We start from the raw sequence: 23,597 nt of genomic DNA on the forward strand, positions 1-23,597 counted from the left end.
CCTCGCGGCCGCCGCCCGGGCCCGGCCGGGGACATCGGTGCGCTTCGTGCTGCCGCGGAAGCGGTGAGGCAGTCAGCTCCGGCCCTGTGACAGCAGCTCCGCGATGGCCCGCTGGGCCGGATCCAGCTCCGCCTCCCCGTCCTCCACCGCCCAGACCGCGTTCTGCAGCACCCTGGCCAGCGTCCAGGCCGCCGCCACCTCGCGGTCCAGCTCCAGCGCCTCCACCAGGAGGTCGAAGCGCCACCGCAGCGCGCGGGCCGGGTCACCGGTGGCCGTCAGGTCGTCCCAGCGGTTGCGCAGCGCGGGCAGCAGCTCGAAGCCGGGGTGCCCGGCCAGCGGCTTGGGGTCGATCGCCAGCCAGGGGGCCCGGTCGCCACCGGGCAGCGGGGCGAGGACATTGCCGTAGTGGAGGTCCCAGTGCAGCAGCCGGTCGCCCGGCTCGGCGCGGACCGTGCGGAGGGCCGCCGCGCAGTCGGCGAGCAACCGCCGCTCGTCCGGATCGACGTGGGCGGCGACGGCCTCCGGGGCCCGCAGCAGCAGGCCGTCCGCGACTCCGCTCAATGTCCGCAGGCTGCCCGGTGCCTGATGGTGCGTCAATTCCCTCAGTAGCGCGGCGATCACGCCCACCGCCGTGCGGTCGTCGGGCAGGTCGAGCAGTGAACGCGACGCGTCCAGAGCTTCCAACAGCAGGGAGCCGGAGGCCGGTTCGTGGTCGAGCAGCCGGACGGCGCCACGGCCGCCCCAGGCCCGAAGGGCGAGGGGTTCGCCCGCCGTCTCCTCGTCCACCGGCTGGAGCTTGAGCACCGCCGGCGTACCGTCGGCGCGGCACACCGGCAGCGCCAGCCCGACCACGCCGTGCGCCACCGGCCCGTCCGGGCGCAGCTCCCAGCGCTCGATCAACTCCTCTGCCAGCGCCGGGAGTCGGGCCGACCAGGCGCGCCCCTCCGCGCCGAGGGCTTCGGCCAGCGACGCGGCCAGCGCGGGCGGGACGACGACGGGCATGGCAGGGGCTCCTCTCCGACGGCTCGGATCAGCCTAGTTCGGGACCGGCCAGGCCCGGGCGCGGACCCCGGATCGGGACCGGCCAGGCTCCGGCGCGACCCCGGGTCGGGACCGGCCCGGTCAGGGCTCAGCCCGCGCCCAGCGCCGCCGCGGTCGCCGCCGCAAAGCCGTCCGGGTTGTCGACCATGATGTTGTGCCCGCAGTCCGGCACCTTCACCACCCGCACCCCCGCCGCGCGCAGCCCGTCGGCACCGGAGGGCTCGTCCGCCTCCGGGTGGAGGAAGGTGCGCGGCAGGTCGAGCCCGAGCAGCAGTTCGCGCATGGCCGGCTCGCTCCCCCGGGCGAGGTGCGCGGCACTGCGGTACAGGGCCTCCGGGCCGGCCAGTCGCATCGTGGACCACCAGAACGGGCCGACCCGCTCGGCGACCTCCTCCCGACCGCCGGCCAGGAACTCCGCCTCGGAGTAGGTCGCGATCCCGCTGCTGCCGACCCGCTCGCGGTCGGGCGCGATGGGGTCGAGGTTGGCGTCCACCAGGACCAGCCGCGTGACCAGCCCGGGGTGCCGGTGCGCCAGGACGATCGCGATCGCGCCGCCCATGCTGTGGGCGACCACCTCGACCCGCTCCAGGCCGGCCGCGGCGACGGCCGCCGCGACGGTGTCGGCGTGCGCCTCCAGGGTGTACGCGAAATCGACGGGCCGGTCGCTGATCCCGAAGCCGAGGAAGTCGAGCAGCAGCGAGCGGCGCCCGGCGAGCAGCGGGTGGGCGGCGGCGGCCGCGAAGTAGGCGGGCGAGGTCGCGCCGAGCCCGTGCAGGTAGAGCCGGGCGGGCTCGGCGCCGGGCAGCTCGACCCAGCGGATCCGGTCGCCGTTCGGGGTGACGGGGGTTTCGCGCACGCGCACACGCTCCTGTGTCAGTCGGGAACTGCCGATCGGGGACTGCCCGCGGGGACTGCCGACGGGGACTGTCCGCGGGGACTGCCGGCGGCCTTGGTCTGCCGGAACCAGACCATACCTCGACATCGAGGTATAGCGATAGCGATATACCAACGCTCCGAGACACGGATCTGGAAGAGTGACCTCATGCTGAAGCTCGCGATCCTCGGGTTCCTGTACGACCGGCCGCTGCACGGCTACCAGCTGCGCCGCCACCTCGCCGCCCTCACCGGCCACGTCCGCCCGATCAGCGACGGCTCGCTCTACCCCGCGATCAAGCGGCTGGAGGCCGACGGCCTGCTGGTCCGCGAGACCGAGCCCGGCAGCGCCGCCGCACCCCGGCACACCCTGCACCTCACCGATGCCGGCCGCACCGCCCTGCTCGACCGGCTGCGCGAGCCCGAGCCGCTGGACATCAGCGACGGCAACCGCTGGACCACCGTGGTCTCCTTCCTGCGCCACCTCGACGACCCGGCCGCCCAGGCCGCCGTGCTCCGCCGCCGGCTGGACTTCCTCAGCGAGCCGGCCAGCTTCTTCTACGAGGACGACCGCCCGCGCAGCGCCGAGGAGTTCACCGACCCCTTCCGACGCGGTCTGCTGCTGACCGCCCGCGCCACGACCGAGGCCGAACTCACCTGGCTGCGCGCCGCCTTGGCCGAACTGGAGCGCCCGCAGGCCGACTGACGACCCGGCCGGCGACCAGGCCGACGAGCCCGGCCTGCGGACTGACCGAAAGCCGTCCGGCCTCCCTTCCCTCTCCACCCCGCCCGTGTTCCGATGAGACCCATGGGCAACGACACGCACATGAGCGACGAGCGGCGCGAGGGCTACGACGGCACGGGCACCGGCGCGATCACCCCGGACGGCTGCGCGGTCGAGGTGTGGACCCGCCTCCCGGTGGGCGACGCACCGGACGTGATCGAGGCCGCGGTGCCGCCGGGCGCCCGTATCCTCGAACTGGGCTGCGGCGTCGGCCGGATGACCCACCCGCTGGTCGAGCGCGGCTTCGCCGTGACGGCCGTGGACGAGTCCGCCGAGATGCTGGCCCAGGTCCGCGCGGACGTCCGCACGGTGCGCAGCCCGATCGAGCGGCTGGACCTCGGCGAGCGCTTCGACGTCGTCATGCTCGCCTCCTTCCTGGTGCACGCCGGCGACCCGGCGGTCCGCCAGGGCCTGCTGGAGACCTGCCGCCGCCACGTCGCCGAGGACGGCTGCGTGCTGGTGCAGCGGGAGGGCGAGGACTGGCACCGCAACGTGCCGCGGGAGAGCCGGATCGCCGGGACGGACGGGGTGGCCCGGATCCTCTCCGCGACACCGGTCGGTTCCGGGGTGAATTCGGTCCACGCCGAGTACGTCTTCCCGGACGGCGTCTGGACCCAGACTTTCCTGTCCCGCCCGCTGACCGCGGCAGCCTTCGAACAGGCCCTGGCAGAGGCCGGTCTGCGGGTCGAGGAGTACCTCACGGAGGACCGCACCTGGGTCCGGGCCCGGCCCGCCGACTAGGGACGCGAGGGCGCGGGTCGGGACGGGCCAGGTGCGCAAAGCACGGTTAAAGGGTGAACAAAGAGCTGTCACCTTCACCCCGTACCATCGGCCGCGCGCCGGGCCCGTGCGCGGCCGCGGGCCGTGCGGGTCGCGGTCGTCCGCACGCCCGCTCCGACCCGCAAGGACCCGCCCATGCCGCACCGGCAACACACCCGCCCGATACCCCTGGCGGGTGTTCGGTGATCAACTGGTTCCACGGGGCCGTTCTCGGCCTGGTCCAGGGGCTCACCGAGTTCCTGCCCGTCTCCTCCAGCGCCCATCTGCGGGTGTTCTCCGCCCTGTTGGGCTGGGACGACCCGGGCGCGGCGTTCACCGCCGTCACCCAGCTCGGCACCGAGGCCGCGGTGCTGATCTACTTCCGCCGGGACATCGCCTCGATCGTCCGGACCTGGGTGCTGTCACTGTTCCGCCCGGCGCTGCGCTCAGAACCGGACGCCCGGACGGGCTGGTTCGTGATCATCGGCACCCTGCCGATCGGCGTCCTCGGCAAGCTGTTCCAGGACTCCATCGAGACGCATCTGCGCGATCTGCGGATCATCGGCACCACGCTGATCGTCTTCGGTCTGGTGCTGGCCCTCGCCGACCGCACCCGGGCCGTCCGCCACGCCCGACCGATCACCGATCTGACCCTGCCGCACGCGGCCGCCTACGGCTTCGCCCAGGCGCTGGCGCTGATCCCGGGCGTCTCCCGCTCCGGCGGCACGATCAGCGCGGGCCTGCTGCTCGGCTACAGCCGGGAGGCGGCGGCCCGGTACTCGTTCCTGCTCGCGATCCCGGCGGTGCTCGCCTCGGGGACGCTGGAACTGTTCAAGATCGGCGAGGGCCCGGCCCCGGCCTGGGGGCCGACGATCCTGGCCACCCTGATCGCCTTCGCGGTCGGCTACGCGGCGATCGCCTGGTTCCTCGGATACATCTCGAACAACAGTTTCCTGCCGTTCGTGGTGTACCGGGTGCTGCTCGGCGTACTGATCATCGGTCTGGTCGCGGGCGGCGTGCTGGCCCCGGACGCGGGCTCGGTCAAGTAGAACCGCGTTCCACACCCGGCCGCCAAGGACAAAGCCGAGGAGAAAGCCGAGGACAAAGCAGTGGGCCGGGACACCGACGAGGTGTCCCGGCCCACCGAACGTCAGGAACCTAGCGCCCGAACTCCCGGGCGGCGGTCAGCCGGCCGCGGACGGCGGCATGGACCTCGGCCTCCTCGGCCGGGTCCGCGGCGAGCCTTCGCAGCCGCTCCAGCACACGCGCGTCGCCGGTGGTGGCGACATGGCGCGCGGCGAGCTCGCGGGTGGACTCCTCGCAGTCCCAGAGGCACTCGACGGCGGGCCCCTCCGGGAAGTGCACATCGGTGGCGGCGAGCGCCCGGGCGGCGCGACCGCGCAGTTCGGAGGAGCCGGCCTCCCCGTAGATGTGGCGCAGGACCGGGACGGCGTCGGCGGCGGCCAGCCGCCCCGCACCGTCCACCAGCGATCCCAGCCCGGTACCGCTGACCCCGCGCACGGAGATCCAGCGGCGCAGCCCGGCGACCACCAGCGGCGCGTCGGCCGGCTCCCCGGCGTCGGCGAGCAGGCGCACGGCGGTCTCGCCGAGCGCGCTGTCGGCTCCCCCGCTGGCCGGGTCGGCCCAGCGGCGGGCCTGCGCCAGCACCTCGGGGCCGCGCATCCGGCCGAGCAGCTCCAGTGCTGCCCGGACGATCCGGTCGTCCACGTCAGCTGCGGCGGCCTCGATCAGTTCGAGGGCGGCCGGGTCGCGCTGGTCGACCAGGTAGCGCAGGGCGGCCCGCCGGGCGCCGGGCAGGCCGTCGCGGGCGGCCTCCAGCAGGGCGGGACGGTCCTCGGGCCGGACCACAGCGGTCAGGCAGCGGGCGGCCGCGGCGGCGCGGCGGTCCACGGCGTCGGGGCCGGACCGGTCCTCGTCGGCGCGCACCGGCTCGGGCCGGCTCAGGAAGGCGTCGGCGCCGAGGTCGCCCAGCCGGCCCTGGTCGGCCCAGGCCAGCACGTCGGCGGTGGACCAGCCGGGGGTGACACCGCCGCGGTTGAGCTGGCGCTGCCACAGGTCGAAGGGGGACTGCTCGCTGGCCGCGGCCACTCTCGGGTGGTAGGCCGCCCAGAGCCGCCAGGGCCTGGGCTCGTACGCGTTGCGGATGAACTCGCGCAGCTCGGCGTCGCCCTCGGGGCCCGGTGCAAAACGGTCCAGCACGGCGCTGCCGAGCAGCAGCAGGCCGCGGTCGTCGTCGCGCAGGGCGAGCTCGTCCAGGGCCCAGGCCCAGTTGGCGCCGGTGGCGGCGTACTCGCGCAGCATCAGCAGCGCGTCGCGCCGGCCGTACGCGGCGAGGTGGCCCAGGACGGAGAGGGCGAGGCCGGTGCGGCTCTCGTCGTCGCTGACGAGGTCCTCGGCGGAGTGGAGGTGGTCCTCGATGCCGTCGAGGGAGGCCTCCAGCTCCATGTAGAGACGGGCGTAGTAGAGGGAGCGGCTCTCGACCTGCCAGTCGGCCCGCGGATCCCTGGTGACACATTCCTCCAGCGCGGCGATGGCCTCGGCACGGTCGGCGGCCAGCGCGTGGAGCTGCCCGTCTCCACGGCCTCGCTGAAGGAGGCCTAGGAGGCTGGCACTAGGTGCTATCACTGGCTCGAACATGAGGTCAGCATCCGTTGCGGCGGTCGTAGTGGCAACGGGATTTCCGTCGCCGGGGTCTCTGGTCGGTACTGCGGCGGGCGCCCGGGCGCCGGAATCACCGAAGGTTACCGCCTCGGACCCCCGTCCGCACACAGGGCGACGAAGGCGGCTGCCGCAGTGGCATATGCCAGGGGAACTTTGCCTGCGTTCTGTCCAAATCGCCCACACCGGTCGGGACGCTGTGCGACAGTCTTCTCACCACCCCGACGCCCCGCACACGGCGGGCCACACTCAGCGATGGACCCGTCATGAACATGCCCTTAGGCGCCGCCCGCCCGCCGGACACCGCCACGGTGGACGGCGCCCCGGCGGACGCGGACGACGGCTCCGGTACGGACCGCGCCGCCGGCCCCACGGGCAGGGCGGACCGCACCCGCGGCGCAGCGGGCGACGGCGCCGCGGACGGCTCCGACCGCGGAACGGACGGCAGCGTGGACGGCACGGCGCAGGAACCGTCCGGCCCCTACCTCGGCAACGGCGACACCCACGGCACCAGCGGCGCCGCCGGCGACAGACTCGTCGGCTCGGCCGAGTGGGACCTGCTGACCGACGGCGTCCGCTGGGACGCCGAGACCTACCTCCTCCTCGGCTGCGACCCGGGCCAAGGACCGCTCAGCCTCGACCGACTGCCCGACCGCCTCCCCGAGGCGGACCGGCCGGTGCTGCGCCGGATGATGACCGACGCCCTGGTGCACGGCCGCCCGGCCGCCGGCACCCTGCGGATCCGCCGCTCCGGCGGACGGCACGACGACGTCGAGTGCGCGGGCGAACCCGTGCTCGGCGCGGACGGCACCGTCACCGCGCTGCGCATGCTGCTCCGGCGGGCCTGAATCCGGCTCCCGTCCCCACCGGCCCCTTCCCGACCAGTCCCCACCGGTGCGCTCCCGACCGGCCCCTTCCCGACCAGTCCCCATCGGTGCGCTCCCGACCGGCCCCGGACCGGCCGCCCGTCTCAGGACGACCGCGGCCGGTTCTTGGCGTCCGCCGCCCGCAGCTCCCGACCCAGCTCCGCCCGCAGCTCGTCCACCACCGGCAGCCCGCGGTAGCGGGCGGTCAGCCGGTACATCTCGCGCAGCCGGTCCCAGGTCCGGTGCGAGGAGTTCTGGCCGATCAGGTTCATCACCATCTTGGCCTGGAACTCCGCCGCGTCCGGCTCCCCGGTGATCCAGTGCACCGAGGCCAGGGTGATCCGGTCGAACAGCGCCGACCGCAGCTGCCCGGTGCCCTCCCGCAGGGTGATCACCCGCTCCGCGTGCCGCCGCGCCAGCGGGGCCGCCGCCGGATCCTGCTCGGCCAGGGTGCGCAGCACCAGTGCCTGCATGCCCCGCAGTTCGGCCTCGTCGAAGACCTGCATCCAGGACGGCGGCGGCTCCGGCGCGTCCTCGGTGAACAGTTCCTCCGCCTCGCCGAGCAGCCGGTAGGTGTCCTGGGAGTGCCCGATCGAGGCGTGCGCCCAGGCCTCCACCGTGTTGAACATCGCGCGCGTTCTGGGCAGCAGCAGCCCGCCGCCCGCCTTGGCCGCCGACATCAGCTCGATCGCCTCGTCGGCCCGGCCCAGGTGCACCATCTGGCGCGCGGCCCGGGAGATCGCCTCACCGGCCCGCGGGCGGTCGCCGGCCTCCTTGGCCGCCTCGGCCGCCATCATGAAGTACCGCTGGGCGGTGGGCTCCAGGCCCACGTCGTGCGACATCCAGCCGGCCAGCACGGCCAGGTTGGCCGCCACCAGCCACAGCCGCTGCTCCACCGCCGACGCGTGGCGGTGGGTCAACAGTCCGCCGACCTCGTTGAGTTGGCCGACCACCGCCTTGCGCTGCAGCCCGCCGCCGCGGGCCGCGTCCCAGGCCCGGAACACCTGCACCGAGCGCTCCAGCGACTCCACCTCTTCGAGCCCCACCGGGCCCGCGTCGTACACGTCGACCACCGGGCGCGCGGCGCTCCCGGTGATCAGCTGGCGCGGTCCGGGCACCGAGGCCGCGTACGCGACCGCGTCCCCGCCCAGCCAGCCCTTCAGCGAGTCGGCGACGACCGCCCCGGCCGTGAGCGCGGCTCCGGCGCCCACCAATCCACGTCGGTTCAGCATGAGGTCCATTCCCGTGAACTCGGTGAGGACCGCGGCTGTTCGATCCGGCGACCACGGGACTGCTGCGGAGGGCTCCGCTCCGGACCTGGTCGGCCGGTGTCGTTCCAGACCGAGGTCCTCAGTGGTGACGACACGTCCGAGCCGCTCCGTGAACACGGCTGCCAGCACCCTCGGCACCGGATCGCGCGGGATCTCCCCCTGCTCGATCCACCGCCGTACCCTCGACGTGTCGGTGGACAGCTGCTGCTGCCCCAGCGCGGCACCCCGACGGTTGACCAGCCGGGCCAGTTCGCCCTTGGACCATCCGGTCAGGACGAACAGATCGGCGAGTCGGGTGTTGGGTTCCCTGCTCAAATGAAGCCCCCAGGTTCCTCGGCAACTCCGAGGCTAGAGGCTCGGGCAAGTGCCAGGCGAGCATTCGCCACCGTTCGCCAGGGCCCGCCAGACTACTAAGCCAGTGCCCGGCGGGTGTGTTGTAGGGATGCGCCACCTCGCCCCTCGGGTCGGGCGGCGTCCCACCGGCGTCGGGGCAGTCCCCCGACCGTGGCACGGGACGCTCCCGGTCCTCACCCGAGGGGGTGGCGCGGCCGGGTGGCGCGGGGGCGCCGGGCACGGCCACGGCAGTCCGGCCGACCGCATTCCCCAGGGTGCGGACGGCCGGAGCACCGCCGAACAGGGGTTCCGGCCCCGCGTCCGTGCCCGGCGCCCGCGCACCACCCACCGACCGAACCAGGGCCGCCGCCACGCCAGGAAGCACGCGGCACCAGCCCTCCCCCGCCCCGCGGGGCGAACCCGCAGACGGACCGGAAGGGACCCCCCTCAGCCCATGTACTCCTCAGCGACGACCCCCACGCCGACCGCGAGCCGCACCGCGCTGCGCCCCCCCAACGCGGCCGCCGGCCGTCCGGGGCCCAAGCAGCTGCCCCCGGCGAGCCGCCCGGTGGCTCCGCGCGGCACCGAGGGCCGGGCCGCCGACGCCCGGGTCCCGGTCGGCCGCACGGCGCTGGGGCTGCGCGCCGCCCCCGAGGCCGTCCCGCCGGCCGGTCACCGCCTCCCGCTCGCCCGGCAGGCCGACGGCCAGGTGCTGCGCACCCGGCGGCCCGGTCAGCCGGTCGGGCCGGAGCGGATCGACCCGTCGGCGCTGCAGACCCCGGCGGTACGGGCCGCGCTGGGGAGCGTCGCGCGGATATGTCCGGCGTTCACCCCGCGCCAGGTCCTGCGCGAGGGCAGCCGCCACATCCTGGTGGCGGGCACCATCGGGCGGGCGCCGGTGGTCGCCAAGTGCCTGGCGCCGCAGGCGGTGCGGAGTGGGTACTTCGAGCAGCTGGTGGCCGACTTCCACCACGAGGTCTCGGTCTACCGGGCGTTCGTCCGGCACCGTCCGCCGGTGCGGCTGCCCCGGCTGGTCGCGGCCGACCACGACCGGTGCGTGCTCGTCATGGAGCGCGTCCCCGGCCGCCCGGCCGCCCGGGAGCGCCACCCGGTCAACGCGCCCACCCCGGGCGAGGTGCGGGCGCTGCTCGGCGCCGTGCGGACGCTGAACCTCTGGCGGCCGCCGAGCGACGTCTTCCAGCCGCGCCTGGACTACCAGTTCGAGATCGCCCGCTACCACTCGGTGGGCCAGCTCACCGACCGGGACGCCGGCGACCTGCGCGGCCTGCTGCACGGCCTGGGCAACACCCCGCTGCAGCTGTGCCACGGCGATGCCCTGCTCAGCAACATGCTGCTGGCGCCGTCGGGCCCGGTGCTGGTCGACTGGGAGCAGGCCGGCTGGTACCTGCCGGGCTACGACCTGGCGGTGCTGTGGAGCGTGCTCTCCGGCGACACCGCCGCCCGCCGCCAGATCAGCCAACTCGCCCAGAGCGGCGGCACGCTGGCCCGGGACGCGTTCCTGGTGAACCTGGTGCTGGTGCTGATGCGGGAGATCCGGCTGTACGACGTGCCGGGCGCCGGCGAGGAGCAGCGGATCATGATCCGCCGGCTCTACGACGACGCCGCGCTGGCCCGCCGGGCGGTCCGGGCCGCGGTCGGCACCCGCTGAACCGCCGGTGCCGCCACGGCCGGTGACACGCCTCAGGCCCTGGCGCCGCGCGCCAGGGCGGCCCGGCCTGCGGCGTCCAGGACGGCCTCCTCGGCGGCCAGGTGCACCCGGCTGCTGAGCACGTCCCGCAGGTAGCGCTCCAGCGGGTGACGCCGGCTCAGCCCCGGGTTGCCGGTGAGCGCGACGGCCTGCTGGACGGCCGCGGTGGCGGCCCGGGTGGCCAGCAGGTGGGCCGGGCCGGTCCGGGCCACGGCGTCCGGCTCGCCCCGGTCCACCCGGGGCGCCAGGCCGTGGAGCAGTTCCTCGGCGCCGATCAGCTGGGCGTCGATCTCGCCGAGGGCGCAGCGGTAGCGCGGCAGGGTGCCGAGCGGTTCGGTCAGATTGGCCGGAGTGCGCTGGTTCAGGAAGCGGACCAGCCAGGCCTCGGCGGCCCGGGCGACCCCGACCGCCACCGCGGCGAGGGCCAGGTCGTGCCAGGCGCGGGCGAGTTCGGCCTCCGCGGCGTCCTCCTGGCCGGGTATGCGGAGACCGAGCCCGAGTTCGAGCGGGACCCGCACCGCGTCGAGCACGACGTCGTGGCTGGCGCTGGCCCGCAGGCCGAGCTGGTCCCAGGTCGGGTCGATCTCCAGACCCTCGCTCTCGCCGCGGACCAGGAACGTCCCGATGCGGGGCTCGGGTTCGTCGGTGCGCGCGGTGACGGCCATCCAGGCCAGTGCCTCGGCGCCGGTGCAGTACGTCTTCCGGCCGGTCAGCAGCCAGCCCTCGTCGTCCCGTCGGGCCACCGTCCCGGGCAGGTCGTCCGGCCGGCCGCCGGGCTCCGTCCGCAGGGTGTTGACCAGCGCCGGTCCGCGCCGGGACTCGGTGAGCAGCCGGCGGTAGCCGGCCGTCGGCCAGCTCGCGCGGCGGGCCTGTTCGGCGTGCTGGAGCAGGGTGAAGGCGGTGACCACGGCCACCGAGGCGTCCCCGCGGCCGAGCTGGGCCAGCAACCGGACGGTGTCGGCGAGCGTGCCGCCCGGCCCGCCGTATCGCGGGGAGACGGTCAGGGTGAGCAGCCCGGCCTCGTGGACGGCCTCGATGCCCTGGTACGGGAAGGTCGCGTCGCGGTCGTGCTCCTCGGCGCGGGCGGCGAGCAGGTCGACCACCCGGGGCAGACCGGCCAGGGCGGCCTCGACCGCCGAGCGCTCGGGCGCGGGCGTCAGGGTCGCCTCGGCCGCCACGGGTGCCACGGGTGCCCCAGGCGTCACGGTCGGCGCGGTCGTCGCGGGAGGGGTAGGCGCCGCGGGCCGTGCAGCCCGTGCGGGGGCCGTCGGTCGCGCGGGCGGGGCGGTCGGCGCGGAATGACCGGAATCCGCCGGTTCGGTTCGAGGGCGATCATTCGGTGAACGATCGTTTGCGGCGATGGTCGTCATGGTGCTGGTGCCTCCGGGCGGCAGCATGGGCTCAGCGGGTGTGGACGGCACGCCACGGGGCGCGCGGAACCGGCCGGCGGCCCCGGAGGCCGACCCACGGCCCTCCCGGATTCGGCGCCGACCCGGTCCGGTCGGCCGCCCGCCGCCATGGGGGGGCGAGATCCCCCCTCAGCGGCCCGGACACACCGCGCTGGCGGTCCGGCACAGATCCAGATGCCTGCGACGGGTCAACAGCGGGAGACGGCACGGCATGTTCGCGACTGTACGAACCGGTGATCGATACCGTCAAGCAGTGTCCGAGCCCCGGGCGGGCCCGGGTCAGCCCTGCTGGAACATGTCGGCCGGAAGCGGCTTCAGCAGCTGATACAGGTCGTCCGAAATCGGTCGGTCCCAGGACGCGATGGTGACCAGGACGCCGTCGCTGCGGCCGAACTGGGCACAGAACACGCGTTCCTCGCTGGTCTTGACCTTCTTCACGATCAGCAGGTCGTCCCCGAGCATGACCGGGAAGTCCTCGGCCGAGACGAACTCGACCGGCTCGTCGTTCTCCAGCGCCGCGAGCAGCTGCCGCACCTCGAAGGGCACGTCGTCACCGGTCTCCCGGGCGGGCGAACCCTCGGGGAGGTTGCCGATGAACATCGCCGGGCCTCTGCCGCCGAACAGGTCGTAGCGCAGGAAAATCCCCTGGCAGGAGCCGTCCGGGCCGGTCATCATGGCCGCACCGAAGTCGCCGGGCCAGTCACCCGGGTCCATCGCGAGCACGTCGAAGTCCGGGCCGGCGGGCTGTCCGGAGCGACGGCGGAGAAAAGACATGGGAACATCGTACGTGTCCGGCACACCACACTCGCGAGGCGGGTGGGACACCGACGGGGGACGGGCTGGAGGTCGACGCTCAGAGACCAATGTTGACTCTGAGCAACCGTCCGGGCTACGTTCGGTTCAGCACGACAGCCGTTCTGGGTTTCACCCTCCGGGGGGACGGCATGTCGCAACGCGGCCCTACACGCGTTTCCCTCACTGTGCACTTTTCGTGCCGAACTGCCGAGCACCCAGCTTCGTCGTCGCACACAGCACAACACACAAGCCAACAGTTCCATTGCAGTTCCGTGCAACAAGAGCCAGATCCGCGGGGCCCCGGCCCGTCGCTCCCGTGGATCTGCTCGGGACGCCGCCGCGTGGGGGCGTGCGGGTCCCGAGCAAACGGTGCCGCCTCCGAGTCGCTCTCGGCTTCGGCACCAGCCTCCCGGCGACTGCCGGCCCCTCGTGGGCCGGGACCGGCCGACGCACCCCGGTGCGCAGGGGATGACTGGGAGGTAGGCCTGGCAACCGCCGGGCCGCACAGCAGGCGCCGTGTCTGGCCGCGTGGGGGCGGTGGGCACGGCGTCTGCCTGTGCTCATACTCTGAGCTGCGTTTGTCTAACAGTCAACAGAAATTCTGACGTGGCACGCTCAATAGATCATCAGTTGTGATGTTCGGTGCCGAAATCCGCGTCGGCACCGCCCCCGGAACCACCTGCGGAGCGTCCCGACGCTGCACGCCTTGCCGCAGCTCGGGCCGCTCCGCGACGCGCCCGGACGGCGCGCGGGTGGCTCAGGTGAGGTCGAACTCGCCGTCCCGGGCGCCGAGTACGAAGGCCCGCCACTCGGCCGGGGTGAAGACCAGGACCGGCCCGTCCTCCTGACGGCCGTCCCGCATCCCGATGTACCCGTCCACGAACGCGATCTGGACGTCCCCGACGCCCTGGCTGCTGCACAGCCACTCGGCCCCGGTGAAGTCCACCTTCGGCTTCCCGTTCCGCGCGAGCTCCGGCTCGGTGCCGACTGAACCGACGTTCACCCCGGTGTCCGTCCCGCTGTTGACTCCCACTGACCGATCTCCTCCCGACGGAATTCCACGGTCAGCCTAGCCACACCTCCCCGCCCCGGTCAGCGGGTTGACGAGGACTCCCCCGGCCGGGGAGGAGGGCCGCCGAAGAAGCGCTCGGGACGCGGTGGGGCGTGTCCCGACCGGCGGGGCGGCGGGCAGCTGCCAGGATCTGCCAGGACGCGTGCGGACCGGCCCCGCCGGGCGGGCTGGTGCCCGGCGGGGCCGGACGGACCGTACGAAGCCCGTACGCCCCCGCCGGACGCCCGCGCAAAGCCCGTACGCCACCTACGACTTCGGCGCTCCGCCCGCGGTCCGCCGAGGACCACCGCACTCCCCGCCCGACACCCCGCCCATGAACTCACCCGTGAATTCACCCATGAACTCGCCTCAGGGAGCAGCCGATGAGCCGCCGGGACGGCACCCGCGCCGACGTCATCCCCATCTCCGACGCCCCCTCGGCCCACCCGCCGGCTCCGCGCACCCCGCCCTCGGCCACCCCGCTGCCCCGGCCGACCCCGGCGCGGACCTCGGCGCACGGCCGGGTCGGAATCGTCCTGGTCTCGCACAGCCGGGAACTGGCCACCGCCGTACGCTCGCTGGCGCTCACGCTGACCGGATCCGACTCCCCCGCACCGGTCGCCTCGACGGGCGGCGACCCGGCCGACGGGCCGGGCATCAGCGCGGTGCTGGTGGCCGCCGCCACCCGGCGGGTCGACCAGGGCCACGGTGTGGTGGTGCTCGCGGACCTCGGCGGCGCCGTCACCACCGTCCTGGCCCTGCTGTCGGAAGCCGACGAGCACGGGCTGCCGTTCCCGGTCCGGTTCGCGAACGCGCCGTTCGTGGAGGGCGCGGTGGCCGCGACCGCGACCGCCACCGCGGGCGGGGACCTCGCCGCGGTGCTGGACGCGGCGGAGGAGGCCTACCGGCAGCAGAAAGGCTGAACCCCGCTGGTCACGGGCGCTCCCGGCCCTCCAGGGTGAACACCGCCGGCCCCTGGCACTCCAGCGCGTGGCGCAGCCGGACGTGCTCGGAGTCGATCATCGGCGGCAGCTCGTCCAGCGCGAACCAGCCCACTTCCAGCGACTCGTCGTCGTTCACCCGGGCCTCGCCGCCGACCGCCCGGCAGCGGAAGGTCAGCACCAGGTACTGCGTCACATCGCCGTTCGAGTAGGTGACCGGAGGGGTGGCGGTGGCCGAGGCGAGCAGTTCCGGCACGACCTCCACACCGGTCTCCTCCAGGCACTCGCGCACCACGCCGTCGGCGGGCTGCTCGCCCGGGTCGAGGATGCCGCCGACCGACGCCCACCGCCCGTCGTCGACGCGGCGGGCGAGCAGTACCCGGCCCTGGTCGTCCAGGACGACGGCGCTAACGGCGCTCAGCCAGAGCGGACGGGTGCCCACGAGGGAGCGGAGTTCGAGGAGAAAGGGGGGAATCGCCATGCGGCGCAGCCTATCGAGCCATCTCCGGGAGTAGCGGGGGGAGGAAGCCGTTGTCAGGGAATGGTGAAACACCAACGCGGGCAATTGTCAGAAGAGATGAAATTCGGTCGTTCTGACCAATTTCGTTCGATCTGCTGATCAGCCGCATCCGGCCTCCGGCGAAGCGTCCGGCGGAGTGAACGCCGGTGCCGCGATCAGAGCGCGGCACCCCTCCGACGGACCACCCCGAAGACGATCCGGCCGAGCAGCAGGACACCCGTCGCCAGGCAGCCGGCCACCGCCATCGCCCAGGCCGGACCGTCACTGTCCGGAACGATCACGGCCACCACGATGCCCAGCACCAGACAGGCCACACCCGCCACCGCCAGCGGAATCCGGTGGGTGACCAGGGCTCCACCGCTGCACGCGCGGGTCCATCGGGTCGCGCCGTGCAGGTGGAAGGGGTCACGGTCCGCATCTGCCATGAGCCCAAGGTACCCCGGGCCCGCCACCGGGGCAGCCCGCAGGGAGTGAGGCCCCGCGCACCCTGCGCGACCGCCCGTCCGGGGGTGCTCCTGCCCTGCGGACACGTGTGCGGGCTCCACAATCAGTCCACGAAAAATCCTCGTCCCCCCGGTACAACCATCCGCCTGGTGCAGGGGTCTCAATGGCATCGAGTGATCCAGGAGCCGTTCACGGGACGGGTGAGACCCCCCACCGAGAACCGGAATACCCAGGGAGCGGAGCCGCCGCCCCCTGGAGTCGGAGGCCGGGCTCCGTCCTCCGGCGGTACCGCCACGCCGCTCGGCGACCAAGGGGGAACCGTTGCCGCAGACCCAGTCCACCCCGTCGACCTCCACCGCCCGCACCAGGCCCATGCCCGGGGTCCGGGCACTGGCGCCACCCACCGGCCGCGCATCCGACCACCACGGCGCCGGCCGGTCCCGACCGGTCATCGAGGCGAAGCGTCTCGAAACCACCAGACGACTCGACACCAAGCGCCTCGAGACGAAGCACGCCGAGATGGTCGGTGCCGAGGCGCTCGACACCGGGTCGGTCGGTGCCAGGCCGGTCGGCGCCAAGGCGCCCGACATCGAGGCGCCCGGTGTCGACGCGCTCGGTGTCGGGGCCGAGCACGTCGACGCGACGCACACCGAGACGGAACACCAGGACGCACGGGGCGAATGGCTGCGGTTCGCCCCCGTGCAACCGCTGTTCCGGGCCCGGGCCGCCCAGCGACTCGCCGTCCTCGCCTACCACGGGGTCACCGACCACCGCTCCTTCGGCGCCCAGCTGGACCGGCTGCGAAGGCTCGCCACCCCGGTCTCGCTGGCGGCCGTCCTCCAGGCCGTCACCGAGCGGCGGCCGCTGCCGCCGCGCAGCGTCCTGGTCACCTTCGACGACGCCGACCGGAGCGTCCTCACCCACGCCCTGCCCGCCCTCGACGCGCGCGGCATCCCCGCCACCGCCTTCGTCATCTCCGAACTCATCGGCACCGAGCGCCCCTTCTGGTGGCACGAGGCCGACTTCCTCGCCCGCCACGGCGGCCGCGCCCGCTCACTCGACTGCGGCCACCCCTCCCAGCTGCTCCCCCGGCTCAAGGCCATGCCCGACCCGGACCGGCGCCGCAGCCTGCACGAACTGCGGGTCAGCGCCGACCGCCGGCCGCCCCGCCAGGAACAGCTCACCCCCGCCGACCTCCTCGCCCTCCGGGACGGCGGAGTCGCCATCGGCAACCACACCCAGGGGCACCCGTGCCTCGGCCGCTGCGACGACGTCACCGTCCGCGCCGAGATCACCGGCGCCCACGAAGCCCTCACCCACTGGCTCGGCGAACCCCCGATCGCCTTCGCCTACCCCGACGGCGGCCACGACGCGCGCGCCGAAACCGTCCTGCAGGAACTCGGCTACCGCCTCGGCTTCCTCTCCGACCACCGCCTCGGCCCCCGCCTCCCCACCCACCCGCTCCAGATCAGCCGGCTCCAGGTCGACTCCACCACCAGCACCCGCCGCTTCGACACCATCCTCTCCGGCCTCGAACCCGCCTACCGCCGCTGGCGCCGCCACGAGGTGGCCTGACCGCCGGCGCCACTGCGCAGGAACCGGCAGCGCCGCTGCGCGGGAAGTCGAGCCGGTCGACTTCCCGCGCAGCGTGCCGTCCGGGCGGCGGGGCACCTGATGCGGCCACTCCGGGTGCCTGCGGGGCATAGGAAGTCGGCCAGGCCGACTTCTGCTGCGCAGCCACGAATCCGGCCGGGCTCGTGCCGCCCAGGCAGGCACCGTGCCCGGCCCCGCCCGCGACCACGACCGACCTCGGGGGCCCGAGCCGCGCTGCACGAGAAGTCGGTCCGGCCGACTTCCGGTGCCCATCGGCCGGGCCAGGGATCACCTCGGGCTGCCCCGGCCTGCGGGGTGGGCCTTCGAGGGGGTACGGGTGCGGCGGGCCGAGGGCCCCGGCCTTGCCGGGTGGGTCAGGCGATGACCGGGGTGAGGGTGAGGCCCTGGGGATAGAGGGTCGCGGTGGTGGGGAGGGTGGCGGGGATGCCGGCGTGGAGGACGGTGAGGGTGGCGGCGCCGGTGCGGGCGGGGTCGGCGACCCGGCGGAGGGCCTGGGCGGCGACGGCGTCGGCGGAGCCGTGGAAGCTGAGAGCCGGGGAGGCGGTGGGGGCGACGGCGGCGCGGATCCGGTCGGCGACGAGCTCGTAGTGGGTGCAGCCGAGCACGATCGTGTCGGTGCCCTCCGGCGTGCGGGCCGCGGCGTCGGCGATGGCGGCGGTGATGGCGTCGTCGTCGCCGTGCTCGACGGCGTCCGCGAGGCCGGGGCAGGCGACCTCGGTGATGTCGGCGGTGCCGCCGAAGTCGCGGATCAGCCCGCGCTGGTAGGCGCTGCCGGTGGTGGCCGGGGTGGCCCAGATGGCGACCCGGCCGCCGGCCGCGGCGGCGGGCTTGATCGCCGGGACGGTGCCGATGACGGGCAGGCCGGGCTCGAGTTCGGCGCGCAGGGTGTCGAGTGCGTGCACCGAGGCCGTGTTGCAGGCGATCACCAGGGCGTCGGGTTCGAGGGCGGCGGCGGCGCGGCAGCAGCCGAGGGCCAGTTCGGTGACCTCTGCGGGCGTGAGCGGCCCCCACGGCATCGAGGCGGGGTTGGAGGAGAGCACCAGGTCGGCGTCGGGGCGCAGCTTCCGAACGGCGGCGGCGGCGGCCAGCAGGCCGATTCCGGAGTCCATCAGTGCAATCTTCACGGGGTGAGACTCTAGTCGATCCGCCGGTCGCGGCCCGATCTGCGGCAGACTGCCGGGGTGACCGTGCTGCTGTGGATCGCCGCGTTCTCCCTGCTGGTCTGGCTCTGGCTGACGTGCTGCCACGGCTTGTTCTGGCGCACCGACGTCCGCCTGCCGCCGCGCCGTCCGCCGGTGCGGTGGCCGCAGGCGGCGATCGTGGTGCCGGCCCGGGACGAGGCGGCGGTACTGCCGGTGAGCCTGCTGACGCTGCTGGCGCAGAAGTACCCGGGGCGGGCCCGGGTGATCCTGGTGGACGACCACAGTTCGGACGGCACCGGAGCGGTGGCGGCGGAGCTGCGCACGTTGGACGGGCTGGAGCTGACCGTGACCACCCCTCCCCCGCTGCCCGAGGGCTGGACGGGCAAGTTGTGGGCGCTGCGGCACGGGGTGGAACTGGCCGGTCCGGACGTCGAGTACCTGCTGCTGACGGATGCGGACATCACGCACGGCCCGGACTCGCTGGCCGAGCTGGTGGCCGCCGCCGAGTCCAACGGGCTGGACCTGGTGTCACAGATGGCCCGGCTGCGGGTGGAGACCGGCTGGGAGCGGCTGGTCGTCCCGGCCTTCGTGTACTTCTTCGCCCAGCTGTACCCGTTCCGGTGGAGCAACCGCCCGGGCGCCCGGACGGCGGCCGCGGCGGGCGGCTGCTCGCTGGTGCGTCGGGAGGCGTTGGAGCGGGCCGGCGGGGTGGCGGCGATCCGGGGGGCGGTGATCGACGACGTGTCGCTGGCCCGGGCGGTGAAGTCCTCGGGCGGGCGCACCTGGCTGGGCCTGGCCGGGGAGGTGGACAGTGTCCGCCCGTACCCCCGACTGGAGCAGCTGTGGCGGATGGTGTCGCGCAGCGCGTACGCCCAGTTGCGGCACTCGCCGCTGTTGCTGCTCGGGACGGTGCTGGGGCTGGCGCTGGTGTACCTGGTGCCGCCGGTGGCGACGGTGGCCGGGCTGGTGGCGGGGGTGGCGCCGGTGGCGCTGGCGGGCGGGGCGGCCTGGGCGCTGATGGCGGGGACGTACCTGCCGATGGTCCGGTACTACCGGCAACCGGCCGTGGCCGTGCTGCTGCTGCCGTTCACGGCCTCGCTGTACCTGCTGATGACGGTGGACTCGGCGGTGCACCACTGGCAGGGGCGGGGTGCAGCCTGGAAGGGCCGGACGTATTCCGGGGCGTGAAAAAGCCCGGCACGGCGGGCGGGGCGGGCCCATACTGCTCGGATGGACCGTCAGCAGATCTCCCGGCTCGCCCATGCCCACCGTCCGATCGCGGCGCCGCTGGGGGACGGCTCGGTGGCCCGGCTGCTGGAGCGGGCGCTCGGCGGGCAGGAGTCCGGCCGGGTACTGGACCTCGGCTGTGGCGAGGGTGCCTGGCTGCTGCGGGCACTGGCCGCGCGACCGGGCTGGCACGCGGTGGGGGTGGACGTGGACGCGGCGGCGCTGACCCGGGCCCGGGAGACGGCGGCCGCGCTCGGCGTGGTGCGCCGGATCGGTCTGCACCACCGGGACGCCCGGGAGTTCACCGACCGGGAGCGCTTCGACCTGGTGCTCTGCGTGGGCGCCACCCACGCCTTCGACGGGCTGCTGCCCACCCTCGCCGCGGCCGGTGAACTCCTGGCCCCCGGTGGGCGGTTGCTGGTCGGCGAGGGGTTCTGGGAGCGGGCACCCTCCCCGGCCGCACTGGACGGGCTGGGCGCCGCCCCGGAGGACTTCGCGGACCTGGCGACCACCACCGACCGGGTGCGCGCGGGCGGTTGGACGCCGGTGGACGCGCACGTCAGCACGGTGCGGGAGTGGGACGACTACGAGTTCGCCTGGACGGGTTCGCTGGCCGAGTGGGCACTGGACCACCCGGAGCACCCGGACGCGGCCACCGCCCGCGAGGCGGCGGACCACCACCGCGCCGGGTGGCTGCACGGCTATCGGGGGACGCTCGGTTTCGTCACCTATCTGCTGCGACGCGACTGAACTCCCCGATGAGCGGCGTCACTTCTGCGTCCGGGCGAGGAAGTCGTCGATCAGCGGGGCGATTTCGGGCAGCTTCTCCTCCAGGGCGAAGTGCCCGGTGTCGAAGACGTGCAGTTCGGCGTCGGGCAGGTCGCGCAGGTAGGCGCGGGCGCCGGCCTCGGTGAAGAACGGGTCGTTGCGCCCCCAGAGCACCAGCGTGGGCGGCTGATCGGCCCGCAGCCAGGCCTGCCATTGCGGGTACAGCTCGACGTTGGAGAAGTAGTCGAGGGCCAGTTCGACCTGGATGTCCTTGCGGCCCGGCTGGTCGAGGAAGTGCTGGTCGAGGGTCCAGCCGTCGGGGGCGACCAGGCTCGGGTCCCCGGTGCCGCCCTCGTACTGGCTCCGGGTGACGTCCAGGGTGAGGATCGACCGGGCGGCCGCCTCGGCGCCGGGGACACCGCGCCGCTGGGCGATGAACTCCTTTGCCTGGTCGGAGAGTCCCTCCTGGTAGGCGTTGCCGTTCTGGACCACCAGGCCGGTGATCCACTCCGGCCGGCGGGTGGCCAGGCGCAGGCCGACGGGTGCGCCGAAGTCGAAGACGTACAGCGCGAAGCGGTCCAGGCCGAGGGCGAGGCAGAAGCGCTCGATCACGTCGGCGAGGGTGTCGAAGCGGTACGGGAAGGCGTCGGGCGCGGGGCTGTCGCTGTGGCCGAAGCCGGGGTAGTCGGGGGCTATCAGGCGGTAGCGGGTGCCGAGCGCGTCGAGCAGCCGGGCGTACTGGTGCGAGGCGGACGGGAAGCCGTGGAGCAGCAGGAGGGCGGGGGCGTCGGCCGGGCCGGTTTCACGGTAGAAGACGCGCAGGCCGTCGAGGTCGACGTGGCGGTGGTGGACGTGCGGGATCGTCAGCTCGCTCATGCTAACCATTAAACAGGATTTAAATGGTTAGGCAAGGCCTGCTGCGGATCCGGCGCGAGCGAGCTGAACCGTCGTCAAGCACCGGTGGAATTCTGCCGGAGCCGACGATCAGTGCGTCTGCAGCTGCTCCCGCTGCACCAGGTAGTCGAGCACCTCGGGCATCGCCTCGACGCCGCCGGCCTTGGTCGGCGAGGTCCGGTACTCGCCCTGGACGACCACCGTCGGCAGCTCGTTGATGCCGTAGCGGACGAACTGGGCGGCCGCGTCGTCCACCGACTGACGCACGTCGGCGGAACGGTAGGCCGTACGGAACTGCTGGGCGTCGACGCCGTGGCGCACCGCCCAGTCGGTGGCGGCGGCCTCGGTGGTGAGGTCGGCGCCGTCGGTGTGGATCGAGCGGAAGGCGCTGGTCTGCAGCCGCTCGACCAGGCCGAGGCGCTCCAGCGTGTAGTACAGACGCGCGTGGGCGCGCTGCACGCCCTCCTCCGGGCCGCCCGGCCAGATCGCCGGGACCCGGCGCAGCGCGACGTCGGCGCGGTGCCGCTCGACCCAGGCCTGCAGCGGCTGTTCCAGCGCCTGGGAATGGCCGCAGTCGTACCAGAAGAACTCGACGGCCTCGGTGCGGGCGCTCTCGCGCACCGGCTGCGGGCGGTCCATCTTGACGAACTGGACGCCCTCGGAAGGGGGTTGATGAGCCACCGCACCAGCCTGGACGGGGGATGCGGCGATCCCGGCGGCGACGGCGAGCAGGACGGTGGACCGCAGCAGCGACTTCGAGTTCACACCGGGCAGTGTGGTGGTGGCGTCCCGTTACCGGCGAGTCGACAGGGGGCGGCGGGCCCGGATTCGCTCGAACGGCGTAGCCGGCCGCGCGTCCGTGGACATCCGCGTCCGTCGGCACCCGCATCCGTCGACACCCGGGTCCGCGGACATCCGCATCCGTCGACACCCGCATCCGTCGACACCCGGGTCCGCGGACATCCGCATCCGTCGACACCCGCGTCCGTCGACGCGCGGCTGGGCTCAGCCGGCCGGAGCGCCCGTCCACACCTCGGCGACCAGCCGCTGCCAGTCGTCCACCACCGCGCCCAGTTCGAAGTGCTCCAGCGCGTGCGCCCGGGCGGCCGCGCCCAGGCCCGCGCGGTTGCAGGCCAGCACCTTGGCCAGTGCCTCGGCCAGGGCGAGCGGGTCCCCCGGGGCGACCAGCGCGCCGGTGGCGCCGTCCCGGACCACCTCGCGCACCCAGCCGACGTCGGTGGCGACGGCGGGCACCCCGGCCAGGGCCGCCTCGATCAGCGCGCCGGGCACCCCCTCGCTGTCACTGGTGAGCAGCAGCGCGTCGGCCGCCCGGTAGAGCGGGACCGGATCGGGCAGCGGGCCGAGGAAGTGGGCGCGGGCGGCGGCCGGGTGGCGGGCCAGCGCCTCCCGCAGCGGGCCGTCCCCGGCGACGGCCATCCGGACGTCGGGCAGCCGGTCGAGCACGTCGAGGGCGAGGTCGAGCCGCTTCTCGGGGGCTATCGCGCCGATCCAGGCGACCAGCAGGACGTCCGCGGGCAGGCCCAGGGCGTGCCGGGCGGCGCGCCGGTCGGCCCGGCCGTCGGCGGGCGGATAGCTCTCCGCCGCACGGGAGTTGGGAATCACCCGGACCTTGCCGCCGGGCAGTGCGAACTGCTCCTCCAGCACCTCGCGCGCCTCGTCGGTGAGCGTGGTGACGGCGGCGGCACGGTGCATCAGGGCGCCGCCGCGGAGTCTGCGCAGCCGGTTGGCGGTCCAGTAGCGCGGGTGGCCGACCGAGACGTAGACGAAGGGGGTGGGGGTGCCGGCCAGCGCGAGGGCGCAGGCGGCCAGGGTGTCGGAGCCGTGGGCGAGCACCACGTCGGCGGCGCGGGCGGCGGAGCGCAGCGCCCGCAGGGTGCTCGGGCGCAGGCGCCCGGGGCCGAGGACGGCGGCGGCGCGCAGCCGGGCGGTGTCGGGACACCCCTCGCCGCAGGTCCCCGGTACGGCCGTCCCCGCGGTGCACACCCCGGACCCGGCCGCACTCGGCCTGGCGGGTGGCAGGGCGGGGTGCGGGGCGAGCGCGCACAGCGCGGAGGCCTGGCCCCGGCGGCGCAGTTCCCGGTGCAGGTCACGGGCGAAGTTCTGGGCGCCGCCCCGGCGTTCGTCGCTGATCAGGTGCAGGACGCGCGGGCGGGCTCCGGCCGAATCGGCCGCCGTATGGTCGGGCATGGACCGACCTTGGCACAGCGCCCCGCCCGGTACAGCCCCTTCGCGCAACCTGGTGGTGGCCCGTGCGCCCGCGCCCGTACACCCGATGTGCGCTGAGGGGCCGCCGTCGTGCGCCGGTTGCGACCGCCGTGCGCCCCGTCTCGCCCCCCGCCGCTCCGCGGGGCCGCCCTCCGCTCCCCCGTACGCCGCGTCGGGTACCGGCTCACGCCGTTCGGGGCCGGCTCACACCATCGGGTCACACATCGGGTCACACCATCGGGTCAACGGCGA

At 74.4% G+C, this 23,597-nt stretch carries 23 protein-coding genes; 9 read left to right on the plus strand and 14 right to left on the minus strand.

The annotated features are described in order from the left end of the window. Window positions 1–72: 72 nt before the first annotated feature. Complete coding sequence (locus tag ACZ3YL_RS35105) at window positions 73–1,002, minus strand: aminoglycoside phosphotransferase family protein (protein WP_465661422.1); 930 nt, start codon at window positions 1,000–1,002, stop codon at window positions 73–75. Window positions 1,003–1,129: 127 nt separating this feature from the next. Beyond that, complete coding sequence (locus ACZ3YL_RS35110; RefSeq protein ID WP_465661424.1) at window positions 1,130–1,897, minus strand: alpha/beta fold hydrolase; 768 nt, start codon at window positions 1,895–1,897, stop codon at window positions 1,130–1,132. A gap of 186 nt (window positions 1,898–2,083) precedes the next feature. Here ACZ3YL_RS35110 and ACZ3YL_RS35115 point away from each other — a divergent pair, with 186 nt between their 5' ends. From ACZ3YL_RS35115 to ACZ3YL_RS35125, 3 genes are all read left to right on the plus strand, one after another. Next, on the plus strand, window positions 2,084–2,620 hold the full coding sequence (locus ACZ3YL_RS35115) for a PadR family transcriptional regulator (protein WP_465661425.1): 537 nt from the start codon (window positions 2,084–2,086) through the stop codon (window positions 2,618–2,620). Window positions 2,621–2,740: 120 nt separating this feature from the next. Next, entirely contained in the window at window positions 2,741–3,439 is a 699-nt protein-coding gene (locus ACZ3YL_RS35120; protein WP_465661483.1) for a class I SAM-dependent methyltransferase, read from the plus strand. A gap of 224 nt (window positions 3,440–3,663) precedes the next feature. Beyond that, window positions 3,664–4,506: an undecaprenyl-diphosphate phosphatase gene (locus ACZ3YL_RS35125; RefSeq protein WP_465661485.1), complete on the plus strand. Its 843-nt coding sequence runs from the start codon at window positions 3,664–3,666 to the stop codon at window positions 4,504–4,506. 109 nt (window positions 4,507–4,615) lie between these two features. On the opposite strand, the gene ACZ3YL_RS35130 is transcribed toward ACZ3YL_RS35125, so the two are convergent. Continuing rightward, on the minus strand, window positions 4,616–6,115 hold the full coding sequence (locus ACZ3YL_RS35130; protein WP_465661426.1) for a HEAT repeat domain-containing protein: 1,500 nt from the start codon (window positions 6,113–6,115) through the stop codon (window positions 4,616–4,618). Window positions 6,116–6,402: 287 nt separating this feature from the next. Here ACZ3YL_RS35130 and ACZ3YL_RS35135 point away from each other — a divergent pair, with 287 nt between their 5' ends. Further along, entirely contained in the window at window positions 6,403–6,984 is a 582-nt protein-coding gene (locus tag ACZ3YL_RS35135; RefSeq protein ID WP_465661427.1) for a hypothetical protein, read from the plus strand. A gap of 122 nt (window positions 6,985–7,106) precedes the next feature. Here the strand turns inward: ACZ3YL_RS35135 and ACZ3YL_RS35140 are convergent, their stop codons facing one another. Continuing rightward, window positions 7,107–8,588 (minus strand): DNA-binding protein NsdB, encoded by a 1,482-nt coding sequence (locus ACZ3YL_RS35140; protein ID WP_465661428.1) that lies wholly within the window; start codon window positions 8,586–8,588, stop codon window positions 7,107–7,109. Window positions 8,589–9,060: 472 nt separating this feature from the next. On the opposite strand from ACZ3YL_RS35140, the gene ACZ3YL_RS35145 reads away from it, so the two are divergent. After that, a complete protein-coding gene (locus ACZ3YL_RS35145; RefSeq protein WP_465661429.1) occupies window positions 9,061–10,275 on the plus strand; it encodes an aminoglycoside phosphotransferase family protein in 1,215 nt (404 codons plus the stop codon). Window positions 10,276–10,307: 32 nt separating this feature from the next. On the opposite strand, the gene ACZ3YL_RS35150 is transcribed toward ACZ3YL_RS35145, so the two are convergent. The 4 genes from ACZ3YL_RS35150 to ACZ3YL_RS35165 form a co-directional block, all read right to left on the minus strand. Next, entirely contained in the window at window positions 10,308–11,501 is a 1,194-nt protein-coding gene (locus ACZ3YL_RS35150) for an acyl-CoA dehydrogenase family protein (protein ID WP_465661431.1), read from the minus strand. 351 nt (window positions 11,502–11,852) lie between these two features. Continuing rightward, window positions 11,853–11,936 carry a putative leader peptide gene (locus tag ACZ3YL_RS35155; protein ID WP_350516047.1) on the minus strand — a complete coding sequence of 28 codons (84 nt, stop codon included), beginning with the start codon at window positions 11,934–11,936 and terminating at the stop codon, window positions 11,853–11,855. A gap of 66 nt (window positions 11,937–12,002) precedes the next feature. Further along, the gene (locus tag ACZ3YL_RS35160; protein ID WP_188303961.1) at window positions 12,003–12,497 is read right to left on the minus strand and encodes a hypothetical protein; all 495 of its coding nucleotides are present in this window, start codon (window positions 12,495–12,497) and stop codon (window positions 12,003–12,005) included. A gap of 778 nt (window positions 12,498–13,275) precedes the next feature. Then, window positions 13,276–13,521, minus strand: coding sequence for a DUF397 domain-containing protein (locus ACZ3YL_RS35165; protein WP_188303966.1), 246 nt, complete (start codon window positions 13,519–13,521; stop codon window positions 13,276–13,278). A gap of 431 nt (window positions 13,522–13,952) precedes the next feature. On the opposite strand from ACZ3YL_RS35165, the gene ACZ3YL_RS35170 reads away from it, so the two are divergent. Then, window positions 13,953–14,492, plus strand: coding sequence for a PTS-dependent dihydroxyacetone kinase phosphotransferase subunit DhaM (locus tag ACZ3YL_RS35170; RefSeq protein WP_465661433.1), 540 nt, complete (start codon window positions 13,953–13,955; stop codon window positions 14,490–14,492). Window positions 14,493–14,502: 10 nt separating this feature from the next. Here the strand turns inward: ACZ3YL_RS35170 and ACZ3YL_RS35175 are convergent, their stop codons facing one another. After that, a complete protein-coding gene (locus ACZ3YL_RS35175; protein ID WP_465661435.1) occupies window positions 14,503–14,991 on the minus strand; it encodes an NUDIX hydrolase in 489 nt (162 codons plus the stop codon). A 194-nt stretch (window positions 14,992–15,185) separates the two neighbouring features. Continuing rightward, window positions 15,186–15,455 carry a hypothetical protein gene (locus ACZ3YL_RS35180; protein ID WP_188303958.1) on the minus strand — a complete coding sequence of 90 codons (270 nt, stop codon included), beginning with the start codon at window positions 15,453–15,455 and terminating at the stop codon, window positions 15,186–15,188. Between the two features lie 340 nt (window positions 15,456–15,795). On the opposite strand from ACZ3YL_RS35180, the gene ACZ3YL_RS35185 reads away from it, so the two are divergent. Beyond that, window positions 15,796–17,049: a polysaccharide deacetylase family protein gene (locus tag ACZ3YL_RS35185; protein ID WP_223242032.1), complete on the plus strand. Its 1,254-nt coding sequence runs from the start codon at window positions 15,796–15,798 to the stop codon at window positions 17,047–17,049. 392 nt (window positions 17,050–17,441) lie between these two features. Here the strand turns inward: ACZ3YL_RS35185 and ACZ3YL_RS35190 are convergent, their stop codons facing one another. Continuing rightward, window positions 17,442–18,212 (minus strand): glutamate racemase, encoded by a 771-nt coding sequence (locus ACZ3YL_RS35190; RefSeq protein WP_188303957.1) that lies wholly within the window; start codon window positions 18,210–18,212, stop codon window positions 17,442–17,444. 66 nt (window positions 18,213–18,278) lie between these two features. On the opposite strand from ACZ3YL_RS35190, the gene ACZ3YL_RS35195 reads away from it, so the two are divergent. Together ACZ3YL_RS35195 and ACZ3YL_RS35200 are read left to right on the plus strand one after the other, a co-directional pair. Next, window positions 18,279–19,418: a glycosyltransferase gene (locus ACZ3YL_RS35195; protein ID WP_465661487.1), complete on the plus strand. Its 1,140-nt coding sequence runs from the start codon at window positions 18,279–18,281 to the stop codon at window positions 19,416–19,418. 42 nt (window positions 19,419–19,460) lie between these two features. Continuing rightward, window positions 19,461–20,207 carry an SAM-dependent methyltransferase gene (locus ACZ3YL_RS35200; RefSeq protein WP_465661438.1) on the plus strand — a complete coding sequence of 249 codons (747 nt, stop codon included), beginning with the start codon at window positions 19,461–19,463 and terminating at the stop codon, window positions 20,205–20,207. 18 nt (window positions 20,208–20,225) lie between these two features. On the opposite strand, the gene ACZ3YL_RS35205 is transcribed toward ACZ3YL_RS35200, so the two are convergent. The 3 genes from ACZ3YL_RS35205 to ACZ3YL_RS35215 all read right to left on the minus strand — a co-directional run bounded on the left by ACZ3YL_RS35205 (window position 20,226) and on the right by ACZ3YL_RS35215 (window position 23,327). After that, entirely contained in the window at window positions 20,226–21,101 is an 876-nt protein-coding gene (locus tag ACZ3YL_RS35205) for an alpha/beta fold hydrolase (RefSeq protein ID WP_188303955.1), read from the minus strand. A 108-nt stretch (window positions 21,102–21,209) separates the two neighbouring features. Beyond that, a complete protein-coding gene (locus tag ACZ3YL_RS35210) occupies window positions 21,210–21,884 on the minus strand; it encodes a thiol:disulfide interchange protein DsbA/DsbL (RefSeq protein ID WP_465661441.1) in 675 nt (224 codons plus the stop codon). A 240-nt stretch (window positions 21,885–22,124) separates the two neighbouring features. Beyond that, window positions 22,125–23,327: a glycosyltransferase family 4 protein gene (locus ACZ3YL_RS35215; protein WP_465661443.1), complete on the minus strand. Its 1,203-nt coding sequence runs from the start codon at window positions 23,325–23,327 to the stop codon at window positions 22,125–22,127. Window positions 23,328–23,597: the final 270 nt, after the last annotated feature.

This window comes from Kitasatospora sp. NPDC023176 (assembly GCF_055560495.1).

Excerpts from the sequence above, each read along its gene's own strand:
- ACZ3YL_RS35200 (WP_465661438.1), top strand. The coding sequence starts at position 19,461 with ATGGACCGTCAGCAGATCTCCCGGCTCGCCCATGCCCACCGTCCGATC.
- ACZ3YL_RS35175 (WP_465661435.1), bottom strand. The coding sequence starts at position 14,991 with ATGGCGATTCCCCCCTTTCTCCTCGAACTCCGCTCCCTCGTGGGCACC.
- ACZ3YL_RS35170 (WP_465661433.1), top strand. The coding sequence starts at position 13,953 with ATGAGCCGCCGGGACGGCACCCGCGCCGACGTCATCCCCATCTCCGAC.
- ACZ3YL_RS35105 (WP_465661422.1), bottom strand. The coding sequence starts at position 1,002 with ATGCCCGTCGTCGTCCCGCCCGCGCTGGCCGCGTCGCTGGCCGAAGCC.
- ACZ3YL_RS35145 (WP_465661429.1), top strand. The coding sequence starts at position 9,061 with ATGTACTCCTCAGCGACGACCCCCACGCCGACCGCGAGCCGCACCGCG.
- ACZ3YL_RS35215 (WP_465661443.1), bottom strand. The coding sequence starts at position 23,327 with ATGCCCGACCATACGGCGGCCGATTCGGCCGGAGCCCGCCCGCGCGTC.
- ACZ3YL_RS35180 (WP_188303958.1), bottom strand. The coding sequence starts at position 15,455 with ATGGCAGATGCGGACCGTGACCCCTTCCACCTGCACGGCGCGACCCGA.
- ACZ3YL_RS35115 (WP_465661425.1), top strand. The coding sequence starts at position 2,084 with ATGCTGAAGCTCGCGATCCTCGGGTTCCTGTACGACCGGCCGCTGCAC.
- ACZ3YL_RS35130 (WP_465661426.1), bottom strand. The coding sequence starts at position 6,115 with ATGTTCGAGCCAGTGATAGCACCTAGTGCCAGCCTCCTAGGCCTCCTT.
- ACZ3YL_RS35205 (WP_188303955.1), bottom strand. The coding sequence starts at position 21,101 with ATGAGCGAGCTGACGATCCCGCACGTCCACCACCGCCACGTCGACCTC.
- ACZ3YL_RS35160 (WP_188303961.1), bottom strand. The coding sequence starts at position 12,497 with ATGTCTTTTCTCCGCCGTCGCTCCGGACAGCCCGCCGGCCCGGACTTC.
- ACZ3YL_RS35155 (WP_350516047.1), bottom strand. The coding sequence starts at position 11,936 with ATGCCGTGCCGTCTCCCGCTGTTGACCCGTCGCAGGCATCTGGATCTG.
- ACZ3YL_RS35135 (WP_465661427.1), top strand. The coding sequence starts at position 6,403 with ATGAACATGCCCTTAGGCGCCGCCCGCCCGCCGGACACCGCCACGGTG.
- ACZ3YL_RS35120 (WP_465661483.1), top strand. The coding sequence starts at position 2,741 with ATGAGCGACGAGCGGCGCGAGGGCTACGACGGCACGGGCACCGGCGCG.